General features: G+C 67.8%; 19 protein-coding genes and 1 pseudogene. 8 read left to right on the forward strand and 12 right to left on the reverse strand.

The genetic code is table 11. The features are described 5' to 3' along the window. Positions 1 to 46 precede the first annotated feature (46 nt). From AC07OX_RS10755 to AC07OX_RS10770, 4 genes and pseudogenes are all read right to left on the reverse strand, one after another. Positions 47 to 1,375, reverse strand: a complete 1,329-nt coding sequence (locus AC07OX_RS10755; RefSeq protein WP_495262804.1) for a sigma-70 family RNA polymerase sigma factor — start codon at positions 1,373 to 1,375, stop codon at positions 47 to 49. Positions 1,376 to 1,505: 130 nt separating this feature from the next. Then, complete coding sequence (locus tag AC07OX_RS10760; protein ID WP_495262805.1) at positions 1,506 to 2,231, reverse strand: DsbA family protein; 726 nt, start codon at positions 2,229 to 2,231, stop codon at positions 1,506 to 1,508. Continuing rightward, positions 2,225 to 3,118 (reverse strand): annotated as a pseudogene (locus AC07OX_RS10765) (MBL fold metallo-hydrolase); the annotation flags it as partial. The gene AC07OX_RS10760 and the pseudogene AC07OX_RS10765, both read right to left, overlap by 7 nt. 120 nt (positions 3,119 to 3,238) lie before the next feature. Then, on the reverse strand, positions 3,239 to 4,156 hold the full coding sequence (locus AC07OX_RS10770; RefSeq protein ID WP_495262806.1) for a LysR family transcriptional regulator: 918 nt from the start codon (positions 4,154 to 4,156) through the stop codon (positions 3,239 to 3,241). Between the two features lie 104 nt (positions 4,157 to 4,260). Here AC07OX_RS10770 and AC07OX_RS10775 point away from each other — a divergent pair, with 104 nt between their 5' ends. From AC07OX_RS10775 to AC07OX_RS10785, 3 genes are read left to right on the forward strand one after another with little or no spacing between them, the layout of a single operon-like run. After that, positions 4,261 to 5,208 (forward strand): hydroxymethylglutaryl-CoA lyase, encoded by a 948-nt coding sequence (locus AC07OX_RS10775; protein ID WP_369632156.1) that lies wholly within the window; start codon positions 4,261 to 4,263, stop codon positions 5,206 to 5,208. Then, positions 5,205 to 6,404 (forward strand): CaiB/BaiF CoA transferase family protein, encoded by a 1,200-nt coding sequence (locus AC07OX_RS10780; protein ID WP_159272594.1) that lies wholly within the window; start codon positions 5,205 to 5,207, stop codon positions 6,402 to 6,404. Before AC07OX_RS10775 ends, AC07OX_RS10780 begins: the two co-directional genes overlap by 4 nt. Before the next feature lie 39 nt (positions 6,405 to 6,443). Continuing rightward, the gene (locus AC07OX_RS10785; protein WP_095950667.1) at positions 6,444 to 7,442 is read left to right on the forward strand and encodes a Bug family tripartite tricarboxylate transporter substrate binding protein; all 999 of its coding nucleotides are present in this window, start codon (positions 6,444 to 6,446) and stop codon (positions 7,440 to 7,442) included. Positions 7,443 to 7,490: 48 nt separating this feature from the next. Here the strand turns inward: AC07OX_RS10785 and AC07OX_RS10790 are convergent, their stop codons facing one another. The 3 genes from AC07OX_RS10790 to rpoD form a co-directional block, all read right to left on the reverse strand. Then, positions 7,491 to 8,618, reverse strand: a complete 1,128-nt coding sequence (locus AC07OX_RS10790; RefSeq protein WP_495262807.1) for an HPP family protein — start codon at positions 8,616 to 8,618, stop codon at positions 7,491 to 7,493. 12 nt (positions 8,619 to 8,630) lie between these two features. Further along, entirely contained in the window at positions 8,631 to 9,869 is a 1,239-nt protein-coding gene (locus AC07OX_RS10795; RefSeq protein WP_062470580.1) for a multidrug effflux MFS transporter, read from the reverse strand. Positions 9,870 to 9,973: 104 nt separating this feature from the next. Continuing rightward, a complete protein-coding gene (gene rpoD, locus AC07OX_RS10800) occupies positions 9,974 to 12,178 on the reverse strand; it encodes an RNA polymerase sigma factor RpoD (protein ID WP_254668039.1) in 2,205 nt (734 codons plus the stop codon). On the opposite strand from rpoD, the gene AC07OX_RS10805 reads away from it, so the two are divergent. Continuing rightward, complete coding sequence (locus AC07OX_RS10805) at positions 12,171 to 12,452, forward strand: hypothetical protein (protein ID WP_254668038.1); 282 nt, start codon at positions 12,171 to 12,173, stop codon at positions 12,450 to 12,452. The genes rpoD and AC07OX_RS10805 overlap by 8 nt on opposite strands. Positions 12,453 to 12,633: 181 nt before the next feature. Here AC07OX_RS10805 and dnaG read toward each other — a convergent pair whose 3' ends face one another. Continuing rightward, positions 12,634 to 14,661, reverse strand: a complete 2,028-nt coding sequence (gene dnaG, locus AC07OX_RS10810; protein WP_495262808.1) for a DNA primase — start codon at positions 14,659 to 14,661, stop codon at positions 12,634 to 12,636. Between the two features lie 74 nt (positions 14,662 to 14,735). Here dnaG and AC07OX_RS10815 point away from each other — a divergent pair, with 74 nt between their 5' ends. Continuing rightward, on the forward strand, positions 14,736 to 15,683 hold the full coding sequence (locus AC07OX_RS10815) for a YihY/virulence factor BrkB family protein (RefSeq protein ID WP_062470568.1): 948 nt from the start codon (positions 14,736 to 14,738) through the stop codon (positions 15,681 to 15,683). Here the strand turns inward: AC07OX_RS10815 and AC07OX_RS10820 are convergent. Then, positions 15,631 to 16,389, reverse strand: a complete 759-nt coding sequence (locus tag AC07OX_RS10820) for a 3-hydroxyacyl-CoA dehydrogenase (protein WP_095950672.1) — start codon at positions 16,387 to 16,389, stop codon at positions 15,631 to 15,633. The two genes, AC07OX_RS10815 and AC07OX_RS10820, sit on opposite strands and share 53 nt — an antisense overlap. Before the next feature lie 128 nt (positions 16,390 to 16,517). After that, positions 16,518 to 17,069 (reverse strand): phasin family protein, encoded by a 552-nt coding sequence (locus tag AC07OX_RS10825; RefSeq protein ID WP_492732543.1) that lies wholly within the window; start codon positions 17,067 to 17,069, stop codon positions 16,518 to 16,520. Between the two features lie 184 nt (positions 17,070 to 17,253). Between AC07OX_RS10825 and AC07OX_RS10830 the strand changes: the two genes are divergently transcribed. Further along, the gene (locus AC07OX_RS10830) at positions 17,254 to 18,180 is read left to right on the forward strand and encodes a histone deacetylase family protein (protein ID WP_495262809.1); all 927 of its coding nucleotides are present in this window, start codon (positions 17,254 to 17,256) and stop codon (positions 18,178 to 18,180) included. Beyond that, positions 18,177 to 18,638 carry an acyl-CoA thioesterase gene (locus AC07OX_RS10835; RefSeq protein ID WP_495262810.1) on the forward strand — a complete coding sequence of 154 codons (462 nt, stop codon included), beginning with the start codon at positions 18,177 to 18,179 and terminating at the stop codon, positions 18,636 to 18,638. Before AC07OX_RS10830 ends, AC07OX_RS10835 begins: the two co-directional genes overlap by 4 nt. 61 nt (positions 18,639 to 18,699) lie before the next feature. Here the strand turns inward: AC07OX_RS10835 and AC07OX_RS10840 are convergent, their stop codons facing one another. Beyond that, on the reverse strand, positions 18,700 to 19,110 hold the full coding sequence (locus AC07OX_RS10840; RefSeq protein WP_495262811.1) for a hypothetical protein: 411 nt from the start codon (positions 19,108 to 19,110) through the stop codon (positions 18,700 to 18,702). A 72-nt stretch (positions 19,111 to 19,182) separates the two neighbouring features. After that, positions 19,183 to 19,416, reverse strand: a complete 234-nt coding sequence (locus tag AC07OX_RS10845) for a CsbD family protein (RefSeq protein WP_095950977.1) — start codon at positions 19,414 to 19,416, stop codon at positions 19,183 to 19,185. A 185-nt stretch (positions 19,417 to 19,601) separates the two neighbouring features. Here AC07OX_RS10845 and pncB point away from each other — a divergent pair, with 185 nt between their 5' ends. Then, the gene (pncB, locus tag AC07OX_RS10850) at positions 19,602 to 20,822 is read left to right on the forward strand and encodes a nicotinate phosphoribosyltransferase (protein ID WP_070059637.1); all 1,221 of its coding nucleotides are present in this window, start codon (positions 19,602 to 19,604) and stop codon (positions 20,820 to 20,822) included. The last annotated feature ends 14 nt before the right edge of the window (positions 20,823 to 20,836 follow it).

Below are 20,836 nucleotides of genomic sequence, written 5' to 3' on the forward strand. Positions count from 1 at the left end.
TCATGCAGATCGCAAGAAAGACAAGGCAAGTGGGCGGATGCCGGCGTCAGGAGATCGGGCTGCGTTCGATGACCAGGGCGCGTTCCGCCCCGTCGTCTTCGCGCACCCGCACCGGCAGGCTGTTGGGCAGCAGGCGCAGCCAGGTGCCCGCTTCGGCAATGCGCACGCGCCCGAACACCGAGAGTTGCGCGGCCTCCGGCGCCACGCGCAGGGGGCGCGGGCTGTAGCGCGCCAGGCGCTCCACCACCTCGCCGAGCGGCTGGTGATGAAAGTCGAGCCAGCCGTCGCGCCACGGGGCCACGGCGGCGTTCGCGGCCGGTTGGGCGGCGGACAGCTGCAGCGCCGTGTCGATGAAGGCGCGGTCGCCCGCGCCGAGCACGCGCGCGTCGCCGCTTGCGCTGCGCACCCGCACCTGGCCCGATTCCACCGCGACGCGCACGCCGCCGTCCTGCAGCGCGACCTCGAAGCGCGTGCCCAGCACCGTGATCTCGTGGCCCAGCGCGCTGACGATGAAGGGGCGCGCCTCGTCGCGCGCCACGTCGAAGAAGGCGCTGCCGGCCAGCAGCCGCACGGTACGGCGCGTGGCGAAGTACTGGACCTCGGCGCGGCTTGCGGCGTCGAGCGTGAGACGGCTGCCGTCGGGCAGCGCCTGCGCCTGGATGCGTCCGATGGCGGTCGCCAGGGTGGCGCTGTAGCCGGGCATCCACTGGCGCCAGGCCTGCCAGAGCGCGGCGCTGCCGACGCTGAGGTCGCCCACGCCGAGCAGGGCCGACAGCGCGCGGCGCCGCCCGGTGCGCGCCGGCGCCACGTCGCCGCGCCAGCGGTGCAGCGCGGCCTCGACGCTGTCGAGCGCCCGCATCACCTCGCGCTCCACGGTCTTGATCGACACGCCGTGGCGGCGCGCCAGTTCGGCATGGCAGGCGCCGTCGAGCCGGTCGGCCAGGAAGATGTCGCGGCTGCGCGGCGGCAGGGCCCGCAACGCGGCATCCACCGCGTCGAGTGCCTGCCGGTGGGCGACGCCATCGGCCACGTCCCGTGTGCTGTGGTGGTCGTGTCCCGTCGTCAGCCCGGTGTCGAGGTCGACGGGGACGGGGGTGAAGCGCTCCGCGCTGCGCTGGCGGCGGCGCAGGTGGTCGATGGCGAGGTTCTCGGCCACGGTGTAGACATAGGCGCGCACGGCGGCCTCGGGCGGGGCGGGGTCGGCGGGGGTGTCGTCCCGCGCTTGCGCACGTTTGGCCAGCCGGACCCACGTGTCATGCGCCAGCTCCCGTGCCTCGTGCGGGCTGCCGGTGCGGCGCGCGATGAAGCGCACCAGTTCCTGGTAGCTGTCCTGGAAGGCTTTCAGCAGCGGGCTGGAGGAGAGTTGGGCGGACATGGGCTGGGGTGTGGCGCGCGAATCGCAGGAGAATTATTGTCGAGAATAGTTCTCATTTGATGGCGGCATACCCGAATCGGCCCCGTTCTGTGGTGAACGGGGCCATCGCCGGCCCGGACCGGCGATGCGGCTAGATCGCGCAGCCGTCGGGGCCGCAGGCTTCCGGCGCAGCTGCAGAAGGCGCCGGTGCGACGAAGGTGGCGAGCTGCGCCTTCCAGTCGTCGGCACGCCCCAGCCACGGCCCGATGTCGATGCGCCCCGCGCTGCCGTCGGCCTGCGCCAGCACGAAGGTCGGAAAGCCCTGGCCCCCCGCGCGCTGCAGCAGGTCGCGACTCGCGGCGATGTGGCGCGCGGTGGCGTCGCCTGTGTGCTGCGCGAAGGCCGCAGCGAAGGCTTCGGCATCGAAGCCGAGCTCGGCCGCCAGTTCGGCGAGCACGCCAGCCTCTGCGATGCGCCGGCCTTCGACGTAGTGCGCTTGCTGCACGCGGTGCGCCATGTCCAGCCCGCCGCCCGCGCGCAGCGATTCGGCGGCGAGGATGGCGGTGATCGGCGGTTCGGAGTCCATCACCGCGCCGGTGTCGCGCAGCAGGCCTTCGAAGTAGGCCTCGCCGAACGGCTGGCCCGTGAGTTCGGCGATGCGCCTGTCGTGCGGGATCACGTAGTCGCGCCATTGCGGCGTGATGGGACGGCGGTTGGCGCCGGTCATCATGCCGCCGGCGTGCAGCTCGACGCGCAGGCCCGGCACGGTGCGCGCGGCCTCGACCAGCGGCGCGGCGGCGTAGCACCAGCCGCACAGCGGATCGAAGATGCAGTGCAGGGTGGCGGTATCGCCGTTGTTGTCGGTTATTGCGGCCACTTCATTTCTCCCTTGATGACCTTGGCGCCCAGTTCGAGCGACGAGGCGTCTTCGAGCTTCGGATAGCGCTGCTTCATGGCGGCGATCAGTGCGGCCGAGTCCTTGGCCTTGGCGGCTTCGGTCTCGAAGGCCTTGAGGTAATCGCGCGTGAACTTCACCGAAGCCACGGTGTAGGGCGCCGAGCCGTCGCCGTTCGGCAGGTAGTGGCCGGGCACCACGGTCTTGGGGTGCAGCGCGGCGATGCGGTCGAGGGTCTTGAGCCAGTCGCGGCGCGACTGCACCGTCTGCGTGTCGGCCACCCAGACGTGGATGTTGGCCGACACCGGAATGCCACCGACCACCGCCTTCAGCGAGGGAATCCACGCGAAGGTGCGCGCGGGCGAGGGGCCGTCCAGGCCGACGACCTGGATCTTCTTGCCTTCGAGCACGAGGCTGTTGCCGGCCAGCGGCTCGGGCACGACCAGCGCCTGGGGCGCGTTGTCCTTGAGGATCGGGCCCCAGTGCGCGAGCTTGCCGTCCTTGGAGGCCTGGATGGCGGCCACGGTCTGCGGCGTGGCGACGATCTTGGCGTCGGGGAACGCGGCGCGGATCACGTCGAGGCCGAAGTAGTAGTCGGGGTCGCTGTGGCTGATGTAGACCGTGGTCAGCTTCTTGCCGCTGTCCTTGATCTTCTGCACCAGCGCCTGCGCGTCGTTGCGCTGGAACTGGGCGTCGACCAGCACGGCGTCGGTGGCGCCGGCGACCAACACCGACGACACGGGGAACATCGACTTCGTGCCGGGGTTGTAGACGTCGATCTTGAGCGGCTGGGCGGCCTGGGCGGCGAGCGGCGCGAGGGCGAAGGCGGCGGACAGGGCGGCGGCGGCAACGAGGGTTCTGCGGAACATGGCGGTGTCTTTCGGTCGATGAGGTTGAGGGTGACAGCGTGAACAGACCGAATGTTAGGTTGCGCGAAACGAAACAAAAACCACCGCCAGCACAATGGATCGTTTCTGTTATCGGATGAATCAGGTGTCTTCGGAACGGTCCGTGGCGCACCGCTCGAGGTGCGCGACCAGCAGTTGCGCCGAGGGCGACAGCGTCGCCTCACTGCGAAAACAGATCGCGAAACGCCGACGCGCCCAGTCGTCCGTGAGCGGCATCAACCGCAGCCCGAAGGCCTCGGTGAAGGGCCGGGCGACCTCCGCCGGCACGACGCTGATGGCCAGCCCGGCGCGCACCACGCGCAGCGCGGCGTCGAAGTTGGACACCAGCACGCGGTACACGAGCGGCTTGCCGGCCACGGCCGCCTCGCGCGCGAGCATCAGCTGCACGGCGCTGAGCGCGGGCATGCCGACGAATTCGTGGTCGAGCACCTGCTCGAAGCGCACCGCGTCATGGCGGGCCACGGGGTGCGACGGGTGGGCCACGATGGCCAGGTGGTCGGAGCGGTAGTCGCGCCGCTCCAGCCCGTCGAGGTCGGCCGCGTCCCAGCACAGGCCGATGGACGCGATGCCCTCGCGGATGCCGCGCACGATCTCGGGGCTCACGCGCTCTTCCATGTCGACGCGGATGTTGCGGTGCGCCGGGTCTTGCAGGAAGCCCGCCACGTCCTCGGCCAGCGATTCGGCCATGACCGAGGCCGAGGCCAGGATGCGCACGTGCCCGCGCGCGCCGCCCGCGTAGGCGGCCATGTCGCGCTCGATGCGGGTGGCGCTGCCGAGCATGGCGCGCGCGTGTTCGAGCAGCGTTTCGCCGGCCGGCGTGGGCACCACGCCGCGGCGCTTGCGCAGCAGCAGCGGCGTGCCGACCGTGTCTTCGAGCTGGGCCAGGCGCTTGCTGATCGCCGAGCCGACGATGTTCGCCTGCTCGCCCGCGCGCGCGATGCTGCGGCTGTCGCAGACGGCGACGAACAGGCGCAGGGTGGTCAGGTCGAGGTCTCTCATGAAGTTCCAATCGGGAAGCAAACGGCTTCCAAAATATACCTTCAGGATCGAATCAGAACTTCTACGATCGGCGTCATTCAGTTCCTCACGACGGAGACACCCTCTTGATTCACGCCTTCCTGCCGCCGCGCGCGGTCGTCCGCGAAGTGGGCCTGCGCGATGGCCTGCAAAGCATCGCCCGCGTGCTGCCCACGGCACGCAAGCTCGAATGGATCCGCGACGCGCACGCGGCCGGCCAGCGCGAGATCGAGGTCGGCTCGTTCGTGCCGGCGCACCTGCTGCCGCAGCTGGCCGACACGGCCGAGCTGCTGGCTTTTGCGAAGACGCTGCCGGGGCTCTTTGCCTCGGTGCTGGTGCCCAACCTGAAGGGCGCCGAGCGCGCCATCGCGGGCGAGGCCGACCTGATGATGGTGCCGCTGTCGGCCAGCCACGCGCACAGCCTGGCCAACCTGCGCAAGACGCCCGACGAGGTGGTGGCCGAGGTCGGCCGCATCCGTGCGGCGCGCGACGCGGCGGGCTCGAAGACGCTGATCGACGGGGGCGTGGGCACGGCCTTCGGTTGCACGCTGCAGGGCCATGTCGACCCCGACGAGGTGCTGCGCCTGATGCAGGCGCTGCTCGATGCCGGCGCCGACCGCGTGAGCCTGGCCGACACGGTGGGCTACGCTGATCCGGCCATGGTGCGCAGCCTGTTCGAGCGCGCACTGCGCATCGCGGGCGACCGCCTGTGGTGCGGGCATTTCCACGACACGCGCGGGCTGGGCCTGGCCAATGTCTACGCCGCGCTGGAGGTCGGCATCACGCGCTTCGACGCCTGCCTGGCCGGCATCGGCGGCTGTCCGCATGCGCCGGGCGCGAGCGGCAATGTCGACACCGAAGACCTCGTCTTCATGCTCGAGAGCATGGGCGTGCAGACGGGTGTCGATCTGTCGAAGCTGCTCGATCTGAGGAAGCGCGTGGCCGGCTGGCTCGATGGCGAGACGCTGCAGGGCACGGTGTGGCGCGCGGGCTTTCCGAAGACCTTTGCACCGGCGGAAGGCGTCGCCGCATGAGCACCGAAGCCAAACGCCTGCCGCTCGCGGGCATCCGCGTGGTCGAGTTCACGCACATGGTCATGGGGCCGACCTGCGGCATGGTGCTGGCCGACCTGGGCGCCGAGGTTATCAAGGTCGAGCCCATCGACGGCGACCGCACGCGGCACCTGCTGGGCGCGGGTGCGGGCTTCTTCCCGATGTTCAACCGCAACAAGAAGAGCATCGCGCTCGACCTGCGCCATCCGCAGGGGCTCGAGGCCGCGCTGCGCCTGTGCGCCACGGCCGACGTGGTGGCGCAGAACTTCCGCCCCGGCACGATGGACAAGTACGGCCTGGGCTATGCCGCGCTGGGCAAGCTCAATCCGCGCCTCGTGTACGTGAACCACACGGGCTTCCTGCCCGGCCCCTACGAGCACCGCACCGCGCTCGACGAGGTGGTGCAGATGATGGGCGGGCTCGCGTACATGACCGGGCGCCCCGGCGATCCGCTGCGCGCGGGCACGAGCGTGAACGACATCATGGGCGGCATGTTCGGCGCCATCGGCGCCATCGCCGCGCTGATGCAGCGCGCCGAAACCGGCCGGGGGCAGGAGGTGCAGTCGGCGCTGTTCGAGAACAACGTGTTCCTGGTCGGCCAGCACATGCTGCAGTACGCGATCACGGGGCAGGCGGCCGCGCCGATGCCCGAGCGCATCTCGGCCTGGGCGCTGTACGACGTGTTCACCGTGAAGGACGGCGAGCAGATCTTCCTGGCGGCCGTGAGCGACGCGCAGTGGAAGACCTTCTGCGATGCGCTGGGCTTCGACGACCTGAAGGCCGACGCCACGCTGCAGACCAACAACGACCGCGTGCGCCTGCGCCCGACCTTGCTGGCCGCGTTGCGCACGCGTCTGGCCGACCGTTCGGCCGCCGAGCTGTCGGCGATCTTCGAGGCGCGGGGCTTGCCGTTCGCACCGATCACGCGGCCCGAAGACCTGTATGCCGATCCGCACCTGCAGGCCACCGGCGGCCTCGCCGACATCCGCCTGCCCGACGGCGAGCGGGCCGGCGAGATGGCGCAGACCACGCTGTTCCCGATCACGCTCGGCGGCGAGCGGCTGGGCGTGCGCCTGCATCCGCCGACGCTGGGCGAGCACACGCGCGCGCTGCTGGCCGAGCTGGGCTACGCGCACGAACAGGTCGAGGCGCTGCATGCCGAAGCGGCCGTGGCCTGATCCTTCAAGCACCGACAAAGACAAAGAGAGACAAGACCCATGAGCCCGATTCCGTTTTCCTCTTCTTCATTCAACCGTCGTGCGTTGCTCGGCCTGGGGGCGTCGGCGGTCGTGCTGTCGGCCGCCCGCCCGGTGTTCGCGCAGGGCGGCGACAAGCCCGTGCGCTTCATCCTGCCGATCAGCGCGGGCTCGGGCGTGGACGCCATTGCGCGCGCCGCCTCGGTCGCGCTCGGCAAGGCGCTGGGCCAGCCGGTGGTGATCGAGAACCTGCCGGGCGCCGGCGGCATCACCGGCACCTCGGCCGTGATCAAGGCCCCGCCCGACGGGTTCACGCTCGGCATGGTGTCGAACAACCACGTGATCAACCCGAGCGTGTTCAAGAAGATGCCTTTCGACGCCATCGCCGACATCACGCCCATCAGCGTGGTGGGCGCCACGCCGCTGGTGCTGGCCGTGAACCCGAAGCTGCCGGCGAAGAACGTGAAGGAGCTGGTGGCGCTGCTGCGCGCGAAACCCGAGGGCTACAACTACGCCTCGTCGGGCAACGGCACCATCATCCACCTCGCGGGCGAGATGTTTATGGACGAGGCCGGCGTGAAGGCGCGGCACATTCCGTACAAGGGCACGGGGCCGATGGTGACCGACATGATCGCGGGGCAGGTCGAGATGGGCGTGGTCGCGCTGCCGGCGGTGCAGCCGCATCTGAAGAGCGGCGCGCTGCGCGCCATCGGCCTGTGCGGCCCGGCGCGTTCGCCGGCCGCGCCCGAGATTGCGACGATCGCGGAGCAGGGGCTGCCGAACTACGCGGTCGAAGGCTGGTTCGCGGTGATCGGCCCGCCGAAGATGCAGCCGGCCGACGTGAAGCGCGTGCACGAGGCCATCGTGGCCGCCTTCGCCGCGCCCGAGGTGCGCGAGGCGATGGACAAGCAGGGCAACATCGTCAAGCCCACGTCGCCCGAGCAGGCGGCGAGCTACTTCCGCAGCGAGGCCGCGCGCTATGCGGCGCTGGTGAAGAAGGCGAACGTGGTGCTGGAGTGACGCCTTGGGCCTTCCCCTTCGGGAGAGGGGGAGGGCGACGTGCGGGCCCTACGCCGGGCTCACCGCGCGGTACAGCGCCCGCACGAAATCCGACTGCGTGATCATCCCCGTCAGCCGCTTCTCTTCATCGATGATCGGAATGTGGTGGTGGCCGCCTTCGGAGAACAGCGGCACCAGCTCGACCACCGGCCGGTCGGCGCTGGCCACGCGCACCTGGCGCGTCATGATCTGGCCGACCACCTCGGGCTTGTTCGACATCACCGTGCGCGTGGCGCGGATCAGGTCGCGCAGCCGGCCGGCGATGCCGTCGTGGTGCTGCAGGTCGAGCTGGCGGAAGAAGTCGGCCTGCGTGACGATGCCGACCACGCGGCGCGTGCGGTCGGTCACCGGCAATGCCTTGATGCGGTGCTGGTGCATCAGCGTCCAGGCTTCCTGCAGCGGCGTGCCGAACTCTACCGAGATCGGCGTGCGCGACATGATGTCGGCGCAGTGCAGCGTGCCCAGGCGGCGCTTGTACGACTCGAGCTCGGTCTGCTGGATGAGCGACTCGAGGTCGTCGCGGCTGATGTCGAGCACCTGGTTGTAGCGCGACAGCACGGCGTCGATGTCGGCCTGGCTGAAGCGCGCATCGGGCGAGGGCGGGCGCGCCACCTGCACGTGCGGATAGCGCCGCCCCGTGAGCGTGTTGTAGGCCACGCCGGCCAGCACCAGCAGCAGCGAGTTCACGAGCACCGGGAACAGCGCCGCCGAGAAGTCGGTGGTGTGCGTGAGCACCGCGAGCAGCGCCGCCGCGCCGCCGGGCGGGTGCAGGCAGCGCGTGAAGAACATGAGGCCGATGGCCAGCGCCACGGCCACGGCGGCGGCCACGGCGGTGTCGGGAATCCAGCTGGCGCAGGCGATGCCCACCAGCGTCGACAGCGTGTTGCCGCCGATCACCGACCAGGGCTGCGCCAGCGGACTGGCGGGCACGGCGAACACCAGCACGGCGGTGGCGCCCATCGGCGCGACCAGCCACACCGCATGCTCCAGCGGCACGGCCAGCCAGCGGCACAGCAGGCCGGTGATCAGCAGCCCGAGGCCTGCGCCGCCCACGGCGCGCAGGCGCTCGCGCGCGTTGACGTTGGAAGGGCCCGGGAGCCAGGCGCGCAGATAAGTCCACAGTGCGGCGAATCGCATCCCCCGTCCCCCTCAGGCTTCTTCGTGCGCCACCCGACGCCCGATGTCGGGCCAACGGTGGTGCAGCCAGACCCAGGCGACCAGCCCGATCGTGAGCATCAGCGCGGAGGTGAGGGCCAGTGCCAGCGTGGAGTGCATCACCAGCGGTGCCACCGCTCCGGCCACGACGCCGTTGGCGGTGGAGCCGATCACGGCCTGCAGCGACGAGGCCATGCCGCGGCGCTCGGGGTGCAGGTCGAGCACCAGCAGCGTGACCACCGGCACCATCAGCGCCCAGCCGAAGGCGAACACCGCCAGCGGCCACACGGCCCAGGCCACATGCGCCTGGAAGAAGATGTTGGCCACCACGTTGACCACCGAGGTGACCATCATGATCAGGAAGCCGTCACGGATCTGCCGCTTGGGCGCCACCTTGCCGGCCATGCGGCCGCTGGCGCGCGCGCCGAGCATGATGCCGCCGATGGTCAGCAGGAAGAACCAGAAGAACTGCTGCGGCTGCAGCGCCAGGTGGTCGCCCAGGAAAGCCGGCGCGGCCAGCACGTAGAGAAACATGCCGTTGAAGGGCACGCCGCTCGCGAAGGCCAGCAAGAGAAAGCGCGGGTCGGAGCACAGGTCGCGGTAGCCGCGCATCAGGTGGCGCACCTGGAAGGGCTGGCGGTGGTCCTTGTGCAGCGTCTCGGGCAGCAGCTTGTAGTTGGCCACGAACAGCACCACGCCCACGGCCACGAGGAACCAGAAGATCGAGTGCCAGCCCGCGTGCACGAACAGGAAGCCGCCCACGATGGGCGCGATGGCCGGCGCCACGCCGAAGTAGATCGTGACCTGGCTCATCACCCGCTGCGCCTCGGCCGGCGGGAACATGTCGCGGATCACGGCGCGCGACACCACGATGCCGGCGCCGGTCGACAGGCCCTGCAGGCCGCGGAACAGCACCAGCTGCGTGATGTTCTGCGACAGCGCGCAGCCCAGCGAGGCCAGCGTGAACACGGCCAGCCCCCACAGCACCACGGGCCGGCGGCCGAAGCTGTCCGACAGCGCGCCGTGGAACAGGTTCATGAAGGCGAAGCCGAACAGGTAGGCCGACAGCGTCTGCTGCATCTCGGCCGGCGTCGCGCCGATCGATTTCGCGATGCCCGAGAAAGCCGGGATATAGGTGTCGATGGAGAAGGGCCCGAGCATGCCCAGCACGGCGAGCAGCACGGCAAGCGCCCAGCGCGGGGCCTGCCAGAGTTTGTCTGCGTCGGGATTCATGGAAAGGCGGCTCCGTTGTACTTGTAGTGTGTCGGTGGAAAAACGAGAACGCCCGCCGCCCGGGTGAGGGGCAAGGCGGGCGCTTGGGCTTCAGCGAACCTGGATTACAGGGTGTCGATGAAGCTGCGCAGCTTGTCGGAACGCGACGGGTGCTTCAGCTTGCGCAGTGCCTTGGCTTCGATCTGGCGGATGCGTTCGCGGGTCACGTCGAACTGCTTGCCGACTTCTTCCAGCGTGTGGTCGGTCGACATTTCAATGCCGAAGCGCATGCGCAGCACCTTGGCTTCGCGCGGCGTGAGGGAGTCGAGGATGTCCTTGACCACGTCGCGCAGGCCAGCTTGCATGGCGGCCTCGATGGGCGCCGTGTTGCTGCTGTCCTCGATGAAGTCGCCCAGGTGCGAATCGTCGTCGTCGCCGATGGGGGTTTCCATCGAGATCGGCTCCTTCGCGATCTTCATGATCTTGCGGATCTTGTCTTCCGGGATCTCCATCTTGGCGGCCAGGATGCCGGCGTCGGGCTCGAAGCCGAACTCCTGCAAGTGCTGGCGCGAGATGCGGTTCATCTTGTTGATCGTCTCGATCATGTGCACCGGGATGCGGATGGTGCGCGCCTGGTCGGCGATCGAGCGGGTGATGGCCTGGCGGATCCACCACGTGGCGTAGGTCGAGAACTTGTAGCCGCGGCGGTATTCGAACTTGTCGACCGCCTTCATCAGGCCGATGTTGCCTTCCTGGATCAGGTCCAGGAACTGCAGGCCGCGGTTGGTGTACTTCTTGGCGATGGAGATCACGAGGCGCAGGTTGGCCTCGATCATTTCCTTCTTGGCATCGCGCGAGGACGATTCGCCCTCGTTCATGCGCTTGTTGATGTCCTTGAGCTCGGTCAGCGGCACCACCACGCGCGACTGGATGTCGGTGAGCTTTTGCTGCAGTTCCTGCACCGGCGGGATGTTGCGCGCGAGCACGGCGCTCCAGGGCTTGCCGGCGGCGGCCTGCTTCTCGACCCACTTGAGGTTCAGCAGGTTGGAGGCGATGCGGTTGCCGTTCTTGTCGAAGCCGCTGAAGTCGCGGATGAACTCGTCCTGCGGGAAGCCGCACTTGTCCACGATGATGCGGCGCAGTTCGCGTTCCTTCTTGCGCACGTCGTCCACCTGCGTGCGCACCAGGTCGCACAGCTTCTCGATGGTCTTGGCCGTGAAGCGGATGGTCATCAGCTCGTCGGACACGGCCTGCTGGGCCTTGGTGTACGCGGGCGTGCCGTAGCCTTCCTTCTCGTAGATCTTGTGGATCTTCTCGAACATCTCGGCGATGCGGTCGAAGCGCGAGAGGGCTTCGTTCTTGAGTTCTTCGAGCTTCTTGGTCAGGGCCTTGGAGCCGCCCTTGCCGTCGTCGTCGTCTTCTTCGTCGAATTCGTCGAAGTCTTCTTCGGCCACGTAGTCGTCGGCCTCGTTCGGGTTCGAGAAGCCGTCCACGATGGTCGAGATGACGACCTTGCCTTCACGGATGGTCGCGGCCATTTCGAGGATCGCGGCGATGGTGGCGGGGGAGGCCGAAATGGCTTCCATCATGGCCATCAGGCCGCCTTCGATGCGCTTGGCGATTTCGATTTCGCCTTCGCGCGTCAGCAGCTCGACCGTGCCCATTTCGCGCATGTACATGCGGACCGGGTCGGTGGTGCGGCCGAATTCGCTGTCCACCGTGGACAGGGCCGCTTCGGCTTCTTCCTCGGCTTCTTCCACCGTGGTGGCGGTGGGCGCGGTGTTGTTCAGCAGCAGGGTTTCGGCGTCGGGCGTCTGCTCGTACACCGCCACGCCCATGTCGTTGAGCATGGTGACCACGACTTCCATGGTCTCGGCGTCGACCAGCTTGTCGGGCAGGTGGTCGGAGATTTCGCCGTGCGTGAGGTAGCCGCGGGTCTTGCCCAGCGTGATCAGGGTCTTCAGGCGCGAGCGGCGCTTGGCCAGGTCTTCTTCGGAGAGCACGGTCTCGTCGAGGCCGAACTCCTTCATCAAGGCGCGTTCCTTCGCCTTGCTGATCTTCATGCGCAGCGGCTTGACCTTCTCTTCGGTGGTCGCGACGGCCGCGGGCTCGTCACCGGCCAGGTCTTCCTCGATGTCCGACAGGTCGATGTCGCTCTCGCCGGCTTCCTTGGCGGCCTTGGGCTTGCGCCCGCGCTTGGCGCCGGTGGCGGGCGCGGCTGCAGCGCCGGCGGCCTTGGGCGGACGGCCAACTTTCTTGGCGGCGGGGGCAGCCGTGGCAGTGGCCGCGGCTTTTTTGGGGTCGTCGAGAGAGGTCGATTTCGTGGGCACGGTTTTCACTTTCGTTGCGGCTGCCGTTTTGGACGCGGCGGCAGCCGTCTTGGTTGCCGGTTTGGCACCGGCTTTCAGCGGTTTCTCTGCTGCGGGCTTGGTGGCAACGCTTTTGACGCTTTTGGCAAGTGAAGGAGCAGGCTTCTTTGAACTGGGCATACGACCTCGTTACGACAAGAAAAGACAAGCGGGATCACAGGCGCGCTGCCACGCGGACAGCACCACCATGCCCGTGCACAGGCACGGACAAAACAATTGGGAAACGAGGAATTAATTCCTCACCAGGCAAGATGTCGGGCGAACATTTGGTGTGCAGTCCTTGCGGTTATTGACCCTTTCCGCCGGAATTTACCGTTGGAGTGCGTTGCGCTAGGGGTCGGCCCGGAGGTGCTGCTGTCGCTCTTGCCTAATTTCGCCAGTTGCGAAGCCCTACATTATAGCCTGTTGCGCAAATTTCAAGCAGTATCTGTCCCCGACGCGCGAATGCGGTCACGCAATTCGAGCCGGCGGGCTTCCAGTGCCTTGTAGCGTTCCAGGGCTTTCGGGTCTTTTCCAACCGAAGCGATGGCCTCGCTCTGCTGGGCCTTGAGCCGGTCGTCGAGCATGAAGTCGAGCACGCTCCCCAGCTCCTTGGCGGCCTCGGCCAGGTGCTGTTCTTCCTCGCCCTCGGGCACCGGCCCGGCCTCGGAAACGCTCATGAGGCGCTCGGCCAGCGGCGCGAAATCGAGCCCGCGCAGGCCTTCGCGCAGCGCCGCCCAGGGTTGCACGCCGTGCTCGTGCAGCTGGCTGTCCAGCCAGGTGAAGAGGGCGCCGTGCTCGCCCGGCAGGTCGCACAGCATCACGTGCAGCTCGTGCGACAGCGCCTCCCATTGCGCCATGTTCGACAGCACCAGCCGCACCGCCACGTCGGGCCGGCTCGGCGGCTTGCCGCGGCCGCGCAGCGGCTCGATGGGTTCCTCGAACTTGCCGCCCCAGCGCTTGCCCTTGGTGAACTTGCGCGGCTGGAACTTGGGTTTGCTCTCGTTTTCGTAGCGCGGCGGCTCGTAGTCCTGCGTCGGCGGCATGTCCGGGTAGTAGTCGCCGGGGTCGTTGCCGTAGCTGTCGGGTTCGCTGTGGCGCTGCGGCGCCTGGGATGGTGCGCCGGCGCCCTTGCGCGGGCCGGGCGCGGCTGTGGCCCACAGGTCGGACAGCGCGGCGGCGTCGAGCTGGACCAGCGCGGCGATCTCGCTGAGCAGCTGTCGCTTGAGCGCGCCGTCGGGCATGGCGCTCCAGAGCGGGCGCACGTTGCTCGTCATGTGGGCGCGGCCCTCGGCGGAGCTCAGGTCGCAGCCTTCGCGCGCGGCTTCGAGCATGAAGCGCGACAGCGGCGTGGCCTCGGCCACGAAGCCGGCGAAGGCCTCGGCGCCGTGCGCGCGGATGTAGCTGTCGGGGTCGTGCTCGGCCGGCAGGAACAGGAACTTGATGCTGCGCGTGTCGGTGGCGTAGGGCAGGGCGCCGTCGAGTGCCTTGCGCGCGGCGCGGCGACCGGCGGCGTCGCCGTCGAAGCTGAACACCACCGATTCGGTGAAGCGAAAGAGCTTTTGCACATGCTCGGTGGTGCAGGCCGTGCCCAGCGTGGCCACCGCGTTCGGAAAGCCGAGCTGGGCCAGCGCCACCACGTCCATGTAGCCCTCGGTGACGAGCGCGTAGCCGCGGTCGCGGAAGGCGGCGCGCGCCTCGTACAGGCCGTAGAGCTCGCGGCCCTTGCTGAAGACGGGCGTCTCGGGCGAGTTCAGGTACTTGGGTTTTTCGTCGCCGAGCACGCGCCCGCCGAAGCCGATGCACTCGCCCTTGACGTTGCGGATCGGGAACATCACGCGGTCGCGGAAACGGTCGTAGCGCTTGGCTTCCTCGTCGCTGAGCTTGCCTTCCTCGTTGTTGACGATCACCAGCCCGCTCTCGGCGAGCAGCGGGTCGTCGTAGTCGGGAAACACGCTGGCCAGCGCGCGCCAGCCGGCCGGCGCATAGCCGATGCCGAACTGCTTGGCGATCTCGCCCGACACGCCGCGGCCCTTGAGGTAGTCGATGGCGCCGGGCGCCTGGCGCAGCGCCTTGCGGTAGGCGTCGCCGGCTTTCTCGAGCACGTCGGTCAGCGTGGCCTGCTTCTGGCGCTGGCTGGCGGCGCGGGCGCGTTCGGCGGGCGAGACGTCGTCCTCGGGCACGACCAGGCCGTACTGGCCGGCCAGGTCGTGCACGGCCTCGACGAAGCCCATGCCCGCATGTTCCATGAGGAAGCCGATGGCGTTGCCGTGCACGCCGCAACCGAAGCAGTGATAGAACTGCTTGGTCGGGCTGACCGAGAACGAGGGCGACTTCTCGCCGTGGAAGGGGCACAGCCCCATGAAATTGGCGCCGGCCTTCTTGAGCTGGACGTAGCGGCCGACGATTTCGACCACATCGGCGCGCGCGATGAGTTCCTGGATGAATGAAGCGGGGATGGTCATGGCTGCGGGGAGCGGCAAATCATACGCAAGCGCACGGGCGGCATACTGAACCCCGCCGCAAATCCACATCACGCATGAAGACGCCACTGCCTTTGCAACACGCCGCGCCGCTGCTGCGCCATCCGCTGCGCTTCGTCTGGGGCGCGCTCAAGGACTTTCGCGCCAACCAGGGCCTGCTGCTGGCGGGGGCGGTGGCGTACTACGCGCTGCTGTCGATCGTGCCGCTCTTGATCGTGAGCGTGATGGCGCTGTCGCACGTGATCGACCAGGCCGAGCTGCTGCGCACCATCGGGCGCTACCTCGAATGGCTGCTGCCGGGGCAGTCGAAAGCGATCGTGGCCGAGCTGTCGAGTTTCCTGGACCACCGCTCGGTGCTCGGGCCGGTGCTGCTGGTGACGATGATCTTCTTCAGTTCGCTGGCGTTCAGCGTGCTCGAAAGCGCGATGGCGGTGATCTTTCACCACCGCAAGGACGATCACAAACGCCACTTTCTCGTGTCGGTGGCGATGCCGTACCTCTACATCCTGAGCCTGTGCGCGGGGCTGTTGCTGGTCACCCTGGTGTCGGGGGCGCTGCAGCTGGTCGGGCAGGAAAGCGTCGACCTGCTGGGGCGCAGCTGGTCGCTGTCGGGCATTTCGGGCCTGCTGCTGTACCTGCTGGGGCTGGGCGGCGAGATCTTCATGCTGACCTCGCTCTACCTCGTGATGCCGGCGGGGCGCATGTCGCTGCGGCATGCGCTGCTGGGCGGCGTGACCGCCGCGCTGCTGTGGGAGGCCACGCGGCGCGTGCTGATCTGGTATTTCTCGACGCTGTCGCAGGTGAACATCGTCTACGGCTCGCTCACCACGGCGATCGTGGTGCTGCTGAGCCTGGAAATCGCCGCCATGCTGGTGCTGCTCGGGGCCCAGGTGATCGCGAACTACGAGCGCCTGGACCGCACCGGCAGCACGAAGCCGCCAGCGTCCGAGATCAGCGAGGGGCCAATCGAATCGCTCCGTCCAGACGAATCACCTCGCCGTTGAGCATGTCGTTCTCGATGATGTGCTTGGCCAGCTTGGCGTAGTCCTCGGGCGTGCCCAGGCGCGAGGGGAAGGGCACGCTGGCGGCCAGCGCGTCCTGCACTTCCTGCGGCATGCCGAACAGCATGGGCGTGCCGAAGATGCCGGGGGCGATGGTCATGTTGCGGATGCCGCTGCGCGCGAGGTCGCGGGCGATGGGCAGGGTCATGCCGACCACGCCGCCCTTCGAGGCGCTGTAGGCGGCCTGACCGATCTGGCCGTCGTAGGCCGCGACCGAGGCGGTCGAGATCAGCACGCCGCGTTCGCCGGTGGCTTCGGGCTCGTTCTTGCCCATGGCGTCGGCCGCCAGGCGGATCATGTTGAAGCTGCCGATCAGGTTGACCGTGACGGTCTTGCTGAACACGGCCAGTGCGTGCGGGCCGTTCTTGCCCACGGTCTTCTCGGCCGGTGCGATGCCGGCGCAGTTGACGAGGCCCATCAGCTTGCCGAGCTTGACGGCGGCAGCCACCACGGCTTGGCCGTCGGCTTCCTGGCTCACGTCGCACTTGACGAACACGCCACCGATCTCGCGGGCGACGGCTTCGCCCTTGTCAGCCTGCATGTCGGCGATCACCACCTTGGCGCCGTTGGCGGCCAGCATGCGCGCCGTGCCTTCGCCGAGGCCCGAAGCGCCACCGGTCACGATAAAAACTTTGCCGTCGATCTGCATTGAGAGTCTCCTGAAATGAGACCCGCATTATCGAAGACGGCCGCCGGACAAAAAAAGGCCTCGTCGTGAGACGAGGCCCTGAATTGGATCCGTGAGGACCCAAGGAGACAACTGGTGGTGGTCGGTGCTTAGCGCTTGCGCGAAGCGGTGGCCGTCTTGGCAGCGGCGACGGCTTGGGTCGACACGGCGTTGAAGTTGGCTTCGGCGACGTCCGACGCTTGCTTGACGGCCTTCTGGACCGATTCGAAAGCGTTGTTGGCGGCGGCCACGGCGCTCTTGAGCACGGCGACGGCGGTTTCCGAACCGGCGGGGGCGTTCTTCGAAGCGCTGTCGACGAGGCCGACGAAGGCTTGCTGGGCTTCAGCGGCCTTGGCTTCGAAAGCCTTCGAGAATTCGGCGCTGGTGCCTTGGGCGATGTCGTACAGGTGACGGCTGTAGGCAGCGGTCTTTTCGGCCAGGGGCTGGAACAGGCTGGCTTGCAGCGTCAGCAGCTCTTGGGCGTCCTTGACGTTCAGGGCAGCTTGAGCGGTGCTCTGTGCTTCGGTCAGGGCGGCCTTGGAAGCGGTCACGTTCAGTTCGACCAGCTTTTCAACGCCTTCGAAAGCCTTGGTGGTCAGGCCGAACAGGGTTTCGAGGTTTGCTTTTTGAGCGGCGAGGATTTGGTCAGCGGTCAGGGCCATTTGAAATCTCCAGAAAGGATGATGGGGTGGTCGATTCACGTTGCGCTGCGCCTCGTCGTTCATGTTGCGGTGCAGCATGGCCTGAAGTATAGGCAGCTGAACGCAGCGATCAAGTGGTTTTTGCTGCTCTGCAGCAATTTAGAAGCGGCCTTCTAAATCCGGCCTGCGCGGCCAGAATGCGGCCATGCGTGCTTTCTATTCCGGGCAGTTCGTCCTGCCCCTGCCGCCGGGCCACCGCTTTCCCATGTCGCGCTACGCGATGCTGCGCGATCGCCTGCAGGAGCAGCTGCCGGCCGTCGAGATGGACCCGGCCCCGCGCGCCACCGATGACGAGTTGGCGCTGGCCCACACCCCCGAATGGATCGCCGCCGTCAGCGAAGGCCGCGTGAGCCCGCAGGTCATGCGCGAGATCGGCTTTCCGTGGAGCGAGGCGATGGTCGAGCGCTCGCGCCGCTCCACCGGCGCCACCATCGCCGCCTGCCGCGCTGCCTTCGCGGGCGGCGTGGCGGCCAACATGGCGGGCGGCACGCACCACGCCTATGCCGACAAGGGCAGCGGCTTCTGCGTCTTCAACGACGCGGCGGTGGCGGCCCGGCTGATGCAGGTCGAACAGGCCCGCGCCGGCCGGCTGCTCAGGGTGGCCATGATCGACCTCGACGTGCACCAGGGCAACGGCACCGCCCGCATCTTCCAGGGTGACCCGAGCGTGTTCACGCTGTCGGTGCACGGCCAGAAGAACTTCCCGTTCCGCAAGGAGGCGAGCGACCTCGACGTGGAGCTGCCCGACGGCTGCGGCGACACCGACTACCTGGCGGCGCTGGAGCACGCGCTCGACGAGCTCGACCGCCGCTTCTCACCCGGCCTCGTGATCTACCTGGCCGGCGCCGACCCCTTCGAGCGCGACCGGCTCGGTCGCCTCAAGCTGAGCTTCGACGGGCTGGAGGCGCGCGACCGCCGCGTTTTCGACTGGACCTGGCAGCGCCGCATCCCCACGGCCTTCGCGATGGCCGGCGGCTACGCCAGCGACATTGCCGAGACGGTGCAGGTGCAGCTGGGCACCTTCCGGTTGGCGCTCGATTACTGGCGCCGCTGGCAAAATGCCGCGCGATGAGCGCCCCCACCACACCCGCACCAACCCCCAAGCCCACGCCCCATACCCGCAGCGCCTACCGGGCGTTTCGCAGCATCCCGACGCGCTGGGCCGACAACGACATATACGGCCACGTCAACAACGTCGTCTACTACAGCTGGTTCGACACCGCGGTGAACGCGTTGCTCATCGAGCGCGGCGCGCTCGACATCCACGGCGGCCAGACCATCGGCTTCGTGGTCGAGACGCAGTGCAACTACTTCGCGCCGGTGGCCTTCCCGCAGACGGTGGAGGCCGGCATCCGCGTGGCGCAGGCGGGCCGCTCGAGCGTGCGCTACGAGATCGCGCTGTTCGCCGAGGGTTCCGACACCGCCGCGGCGCAGGGGCACTTCGTGCATGTGTACGTCGACCGCGCGACGCAGAGGCCGGTGCCGTTGCCCGAGGCGCTGCAGCAGGTGGTCGATTCGCTGCGCACCTGAGCGCTCGCCCATGAAAAACGGCGCCCGTAGGCGCCGTCCGTGAGAGGGGCCGCAGCCCCGCTTACATCGTCTTCTTCATGGCCTTGATGTCGGCCTTGCCCTGGGCTTCATCAGCCTTGGCCTGCTTCACGCAAGCGTCCTTGGCCGCGCCATTCTGGTCGTCGCACTTTTCCTTCGCGACTTCATAGGCAGCCTTCACCTTTTCTTCGGCCACCTTGCGGGCATGGCTGTCGCTCGGCTGGTACTGCTGCTCCAGCTCGGCCTTGGCCACTTCTTCCTTGCCCTTGGCTTCCTTCTGGCAGACGTCCTTGGCGTTGTCCTTCATCATGTCGCACTGGGCCTTGGCGACCTTGTAGTCGGCCTCGACCTTTTCCTTGGCGACCTTGTATTCGTCCTTGGTCATCGCGCCGGCCTGGCCGGCGACGAAGAAGGTGGAGGCGAGGGCGAGCATGACGAGGTGTTGTTTTTTCATGGTGTGTGTCCTTTGCGGTGAATGACAGGGAAAGAGAAGAGAAGGGAAGGGCGCAGGGCGCTTGCTTCTTTCTCAGTTCTTCTCGAACCAGAGTGCGTCCGGCGAGCGGCCGTCGCGAGATTCCCAGTCCTTGACCTGCTTCTCGGCCTCGTCGCGGCTGATGCCGTGGCGTTCCTGGATGCGGCCCAGCAGCTGGTCGCGCTTGCCGGCGATGACGTCGAAGTCGTCGTCGGTCAGCTTGCCCCACTGCTCCTTGATCTTGCCCTTGAGCTGCTTCCAGTTGCCTTCGATGGTGTCCTTGTTCATGCGAATCTCCTTGAGAAAGAGTGATGACCCGGCGGAACATGCCGCCGCCGTGAAACCAATGTCGCGTGAGTGATTCCCCCTGCCGGTAGGACGTGCAGGCCGGCCCTCGTAGGCACAGGCCGACGCAGGCCGTGATAATGGAACGGACGCCGACGACAGAGACCCGAGACACCGCGCACCGCACCATGATCATTCACAGCCTGCTCGACACCGACCTCTACAAGTTCACGATGATGCAGGTGGTCCTGCACCACTTTCCGGGGGCGCGGGTCGAGTACCGCTTCAAGTGCCGCAACCCGGGCGTCAACCTCGCGCAGTTCGCGGGACAGATTCGCGACGAGATCCGCAGCCTGTGCTCGCTGCAGTTCCGCGACGCCGAGCTCGCCTACCTGCGCTCGATGCGCTTCATCAAGAGCGACTTCGTCGACTTCCTGGGCCTGTTCAGGCTCAACGAGAAGTACATCAACGTCATTCCCCAGCCCTCGGGCGAACTCGAGATCCGCATCAAGGGGCCGTGGCTGCACACCATCCTGTTCGAGATCCCGGTGCTGGCCATCGTGAACGAGGTCTACTTTCGCAACACGCAGAAGAACCCCGATTTCGAGGAAGGCCGCCGCCGCCTCGACCTCAAGATCAGCCAGCTGCAGGAGGCCGGCCTGGGCGACCTCAAGATCGCCGACTACGGCACGCGCCGCCGCTTCTCGAAGGACTGGCACGAGGAAGTGCTGCGCACGCTGACCCAGCGGCTCGGCGCCGTGGCCTCGCCGCCGGCCAAGTCGCCCGCGGGCGAGCGGCTGCCGCAACTGGCGGGCACCAGCAACGTGCTGTACGCCATGAAGCTCGGGCTCATCCCGCTGGGCACCATGGCGCACGAGTACCTGCAGGCCTGCCAGGCGCTGGGTCCGCGGCTGCGCGACAGCCAGATCTTCGGCTTCGAGAGCTGGGCCCGCGAATACCGCGGCGACCTGGGCATCGCGCTGTCCGACGTGTACGGCATGAGCGCCTTCCTGCGCGACTTCGACCTGTACTTCTGCAAGCTCTTCGACGGCGCCCGCCACGACAGCGGCGACCCGTTCCAGTGGGGCGAGCGCATGCTGGCGCACTACCACGCGAACCGGGTCGATCCGCTCACCAAGACGCTGATCTTCAGCGACGGCCTCACGGTGCCGCGCACCATCGAGCTGTACCAGCAGTTCCGCGGCCGTTGCCTGCTGGCCTTCGGCATCGGCACCAACCTCACCAACGACCTGGGCTACGAGCCGCTGCAGATCGTCATCAAGATGATCCAGTGCAACGACCAGCCGGTGGCCAAGCTGTCGGACACGCCGTCCAAGAACATGTGCGAGGACGAGAAATACCTGGCCTACCTGCGCCAGGTGTTCGAGATCGAACAACCCCCCGTTTGAAGGCTGTACTGACC

Source organism: Variovorax sp. GW821-FHT09D07, assembly GCF_059416345.1.

Coding starts and splice junctions, on each gene's coding strand:
- AC07OX_RS10780 (WP_159272594.1), top strand. CDS start 5,205: ATGAGCACCGAAGCCAAACGCCTGCCGCTCGCGGGCATCCGCGTGGTC.
- pncB (WP_070059637.1), top strand. CDS start 19,602: ATGATCATTCACAGCCTGCTCGACACCGACCTCTACAAGTTCACGATG.
- AC07OX_RS10835 (WP_495262810.1), top strand. CDS start 18,177: ATGAGCGCCCCCACCACACCCGCACCAACCCCCAAGCCCACGCCCCAT.
- AC07OX_RS10840 (WP_495262811.1), bottom strand. CDS start 19,110: ATGAAAAAACAACACCTCGTCATGCTCGCCCTCGCCTCCACCTTCTTC.
- AC07OX_RS10770 (WP_495262806.1), bottom strand. CDS start 4,156: ATGAGAGACCTCGACCTGACCACCCTGCGCCTGTTCGTCGCCGTCTGC.
- AC07OX_RS10755 (WP_495262804.1), bottom strand. CDS start 1,375: ATGTCCGCCCAACTCTCCTCCAGCCCGCTGCTGAAAGCCTTCCAGGAC.
- AC07OX_RS10785 (WP_095950667.1), top strand. CDS start 6,444: ATGAGCCCGATTCCGTTTTCCTCTTCTTCATTCAACCGTCGTGCGTTG.
- dnaG (WP_495262808.1), bottom strand. CDS start 14,661: ATGACCATCCCCGCTTCATTCATCCAGGAACTCATCGCGCGCGCCGAT.
- AC07OX_RS10795 (WP_062470580.1), bottom strand. CDS start 9,869: ATGAATCCCGACGCAGACAAACTCTGGCAGGCCCCGCGCTGGGCGCTT.
- AC07OX_RS10830 (WP_495262809.1), top strand. CDS start 17,254: ATGCGTGCTTTCTATTCCGGGCAGTTCGTCCTGCCCCTGCCGCCGGGC.
- AC07OX_RS10820 (WP_095950672.1), bottom strand. CDS start 16,389: ATGCAGATCGACGGCAAAGTTTTTATCGTGACCGGTGGCGCTTCGGGC.
- AC07OX_RS10815 (WP_062470568.1), top strand. CDS start 14,736: ATGAAGACGCCACTGCCTTTGCAACACGCCGCGCCGCTGCTGCGCCAT.
- AC07OX_RS10790 (WP_495262807.1), bottom strand. CDS start 8,618: ATGCGATTCGCCGCACTGTGGACTTATCTGCGCGCCTGGCTCCCGGGC.
- AC07OX_RS10845 (WP_095950977.1), bottom strand. CDS start 19,416: ATGAACAAGGACACCATCGAAGGCAACTGGAAGCAGCTCAAGGGCAAG.
- AC07OX_RS10825 (WP_492732543.1), bottom strand. CDS start 17,069: ATGGCCCTGACCGCTGACCAAATCCTCGCCGCTCAAAAAGCAAACCTC.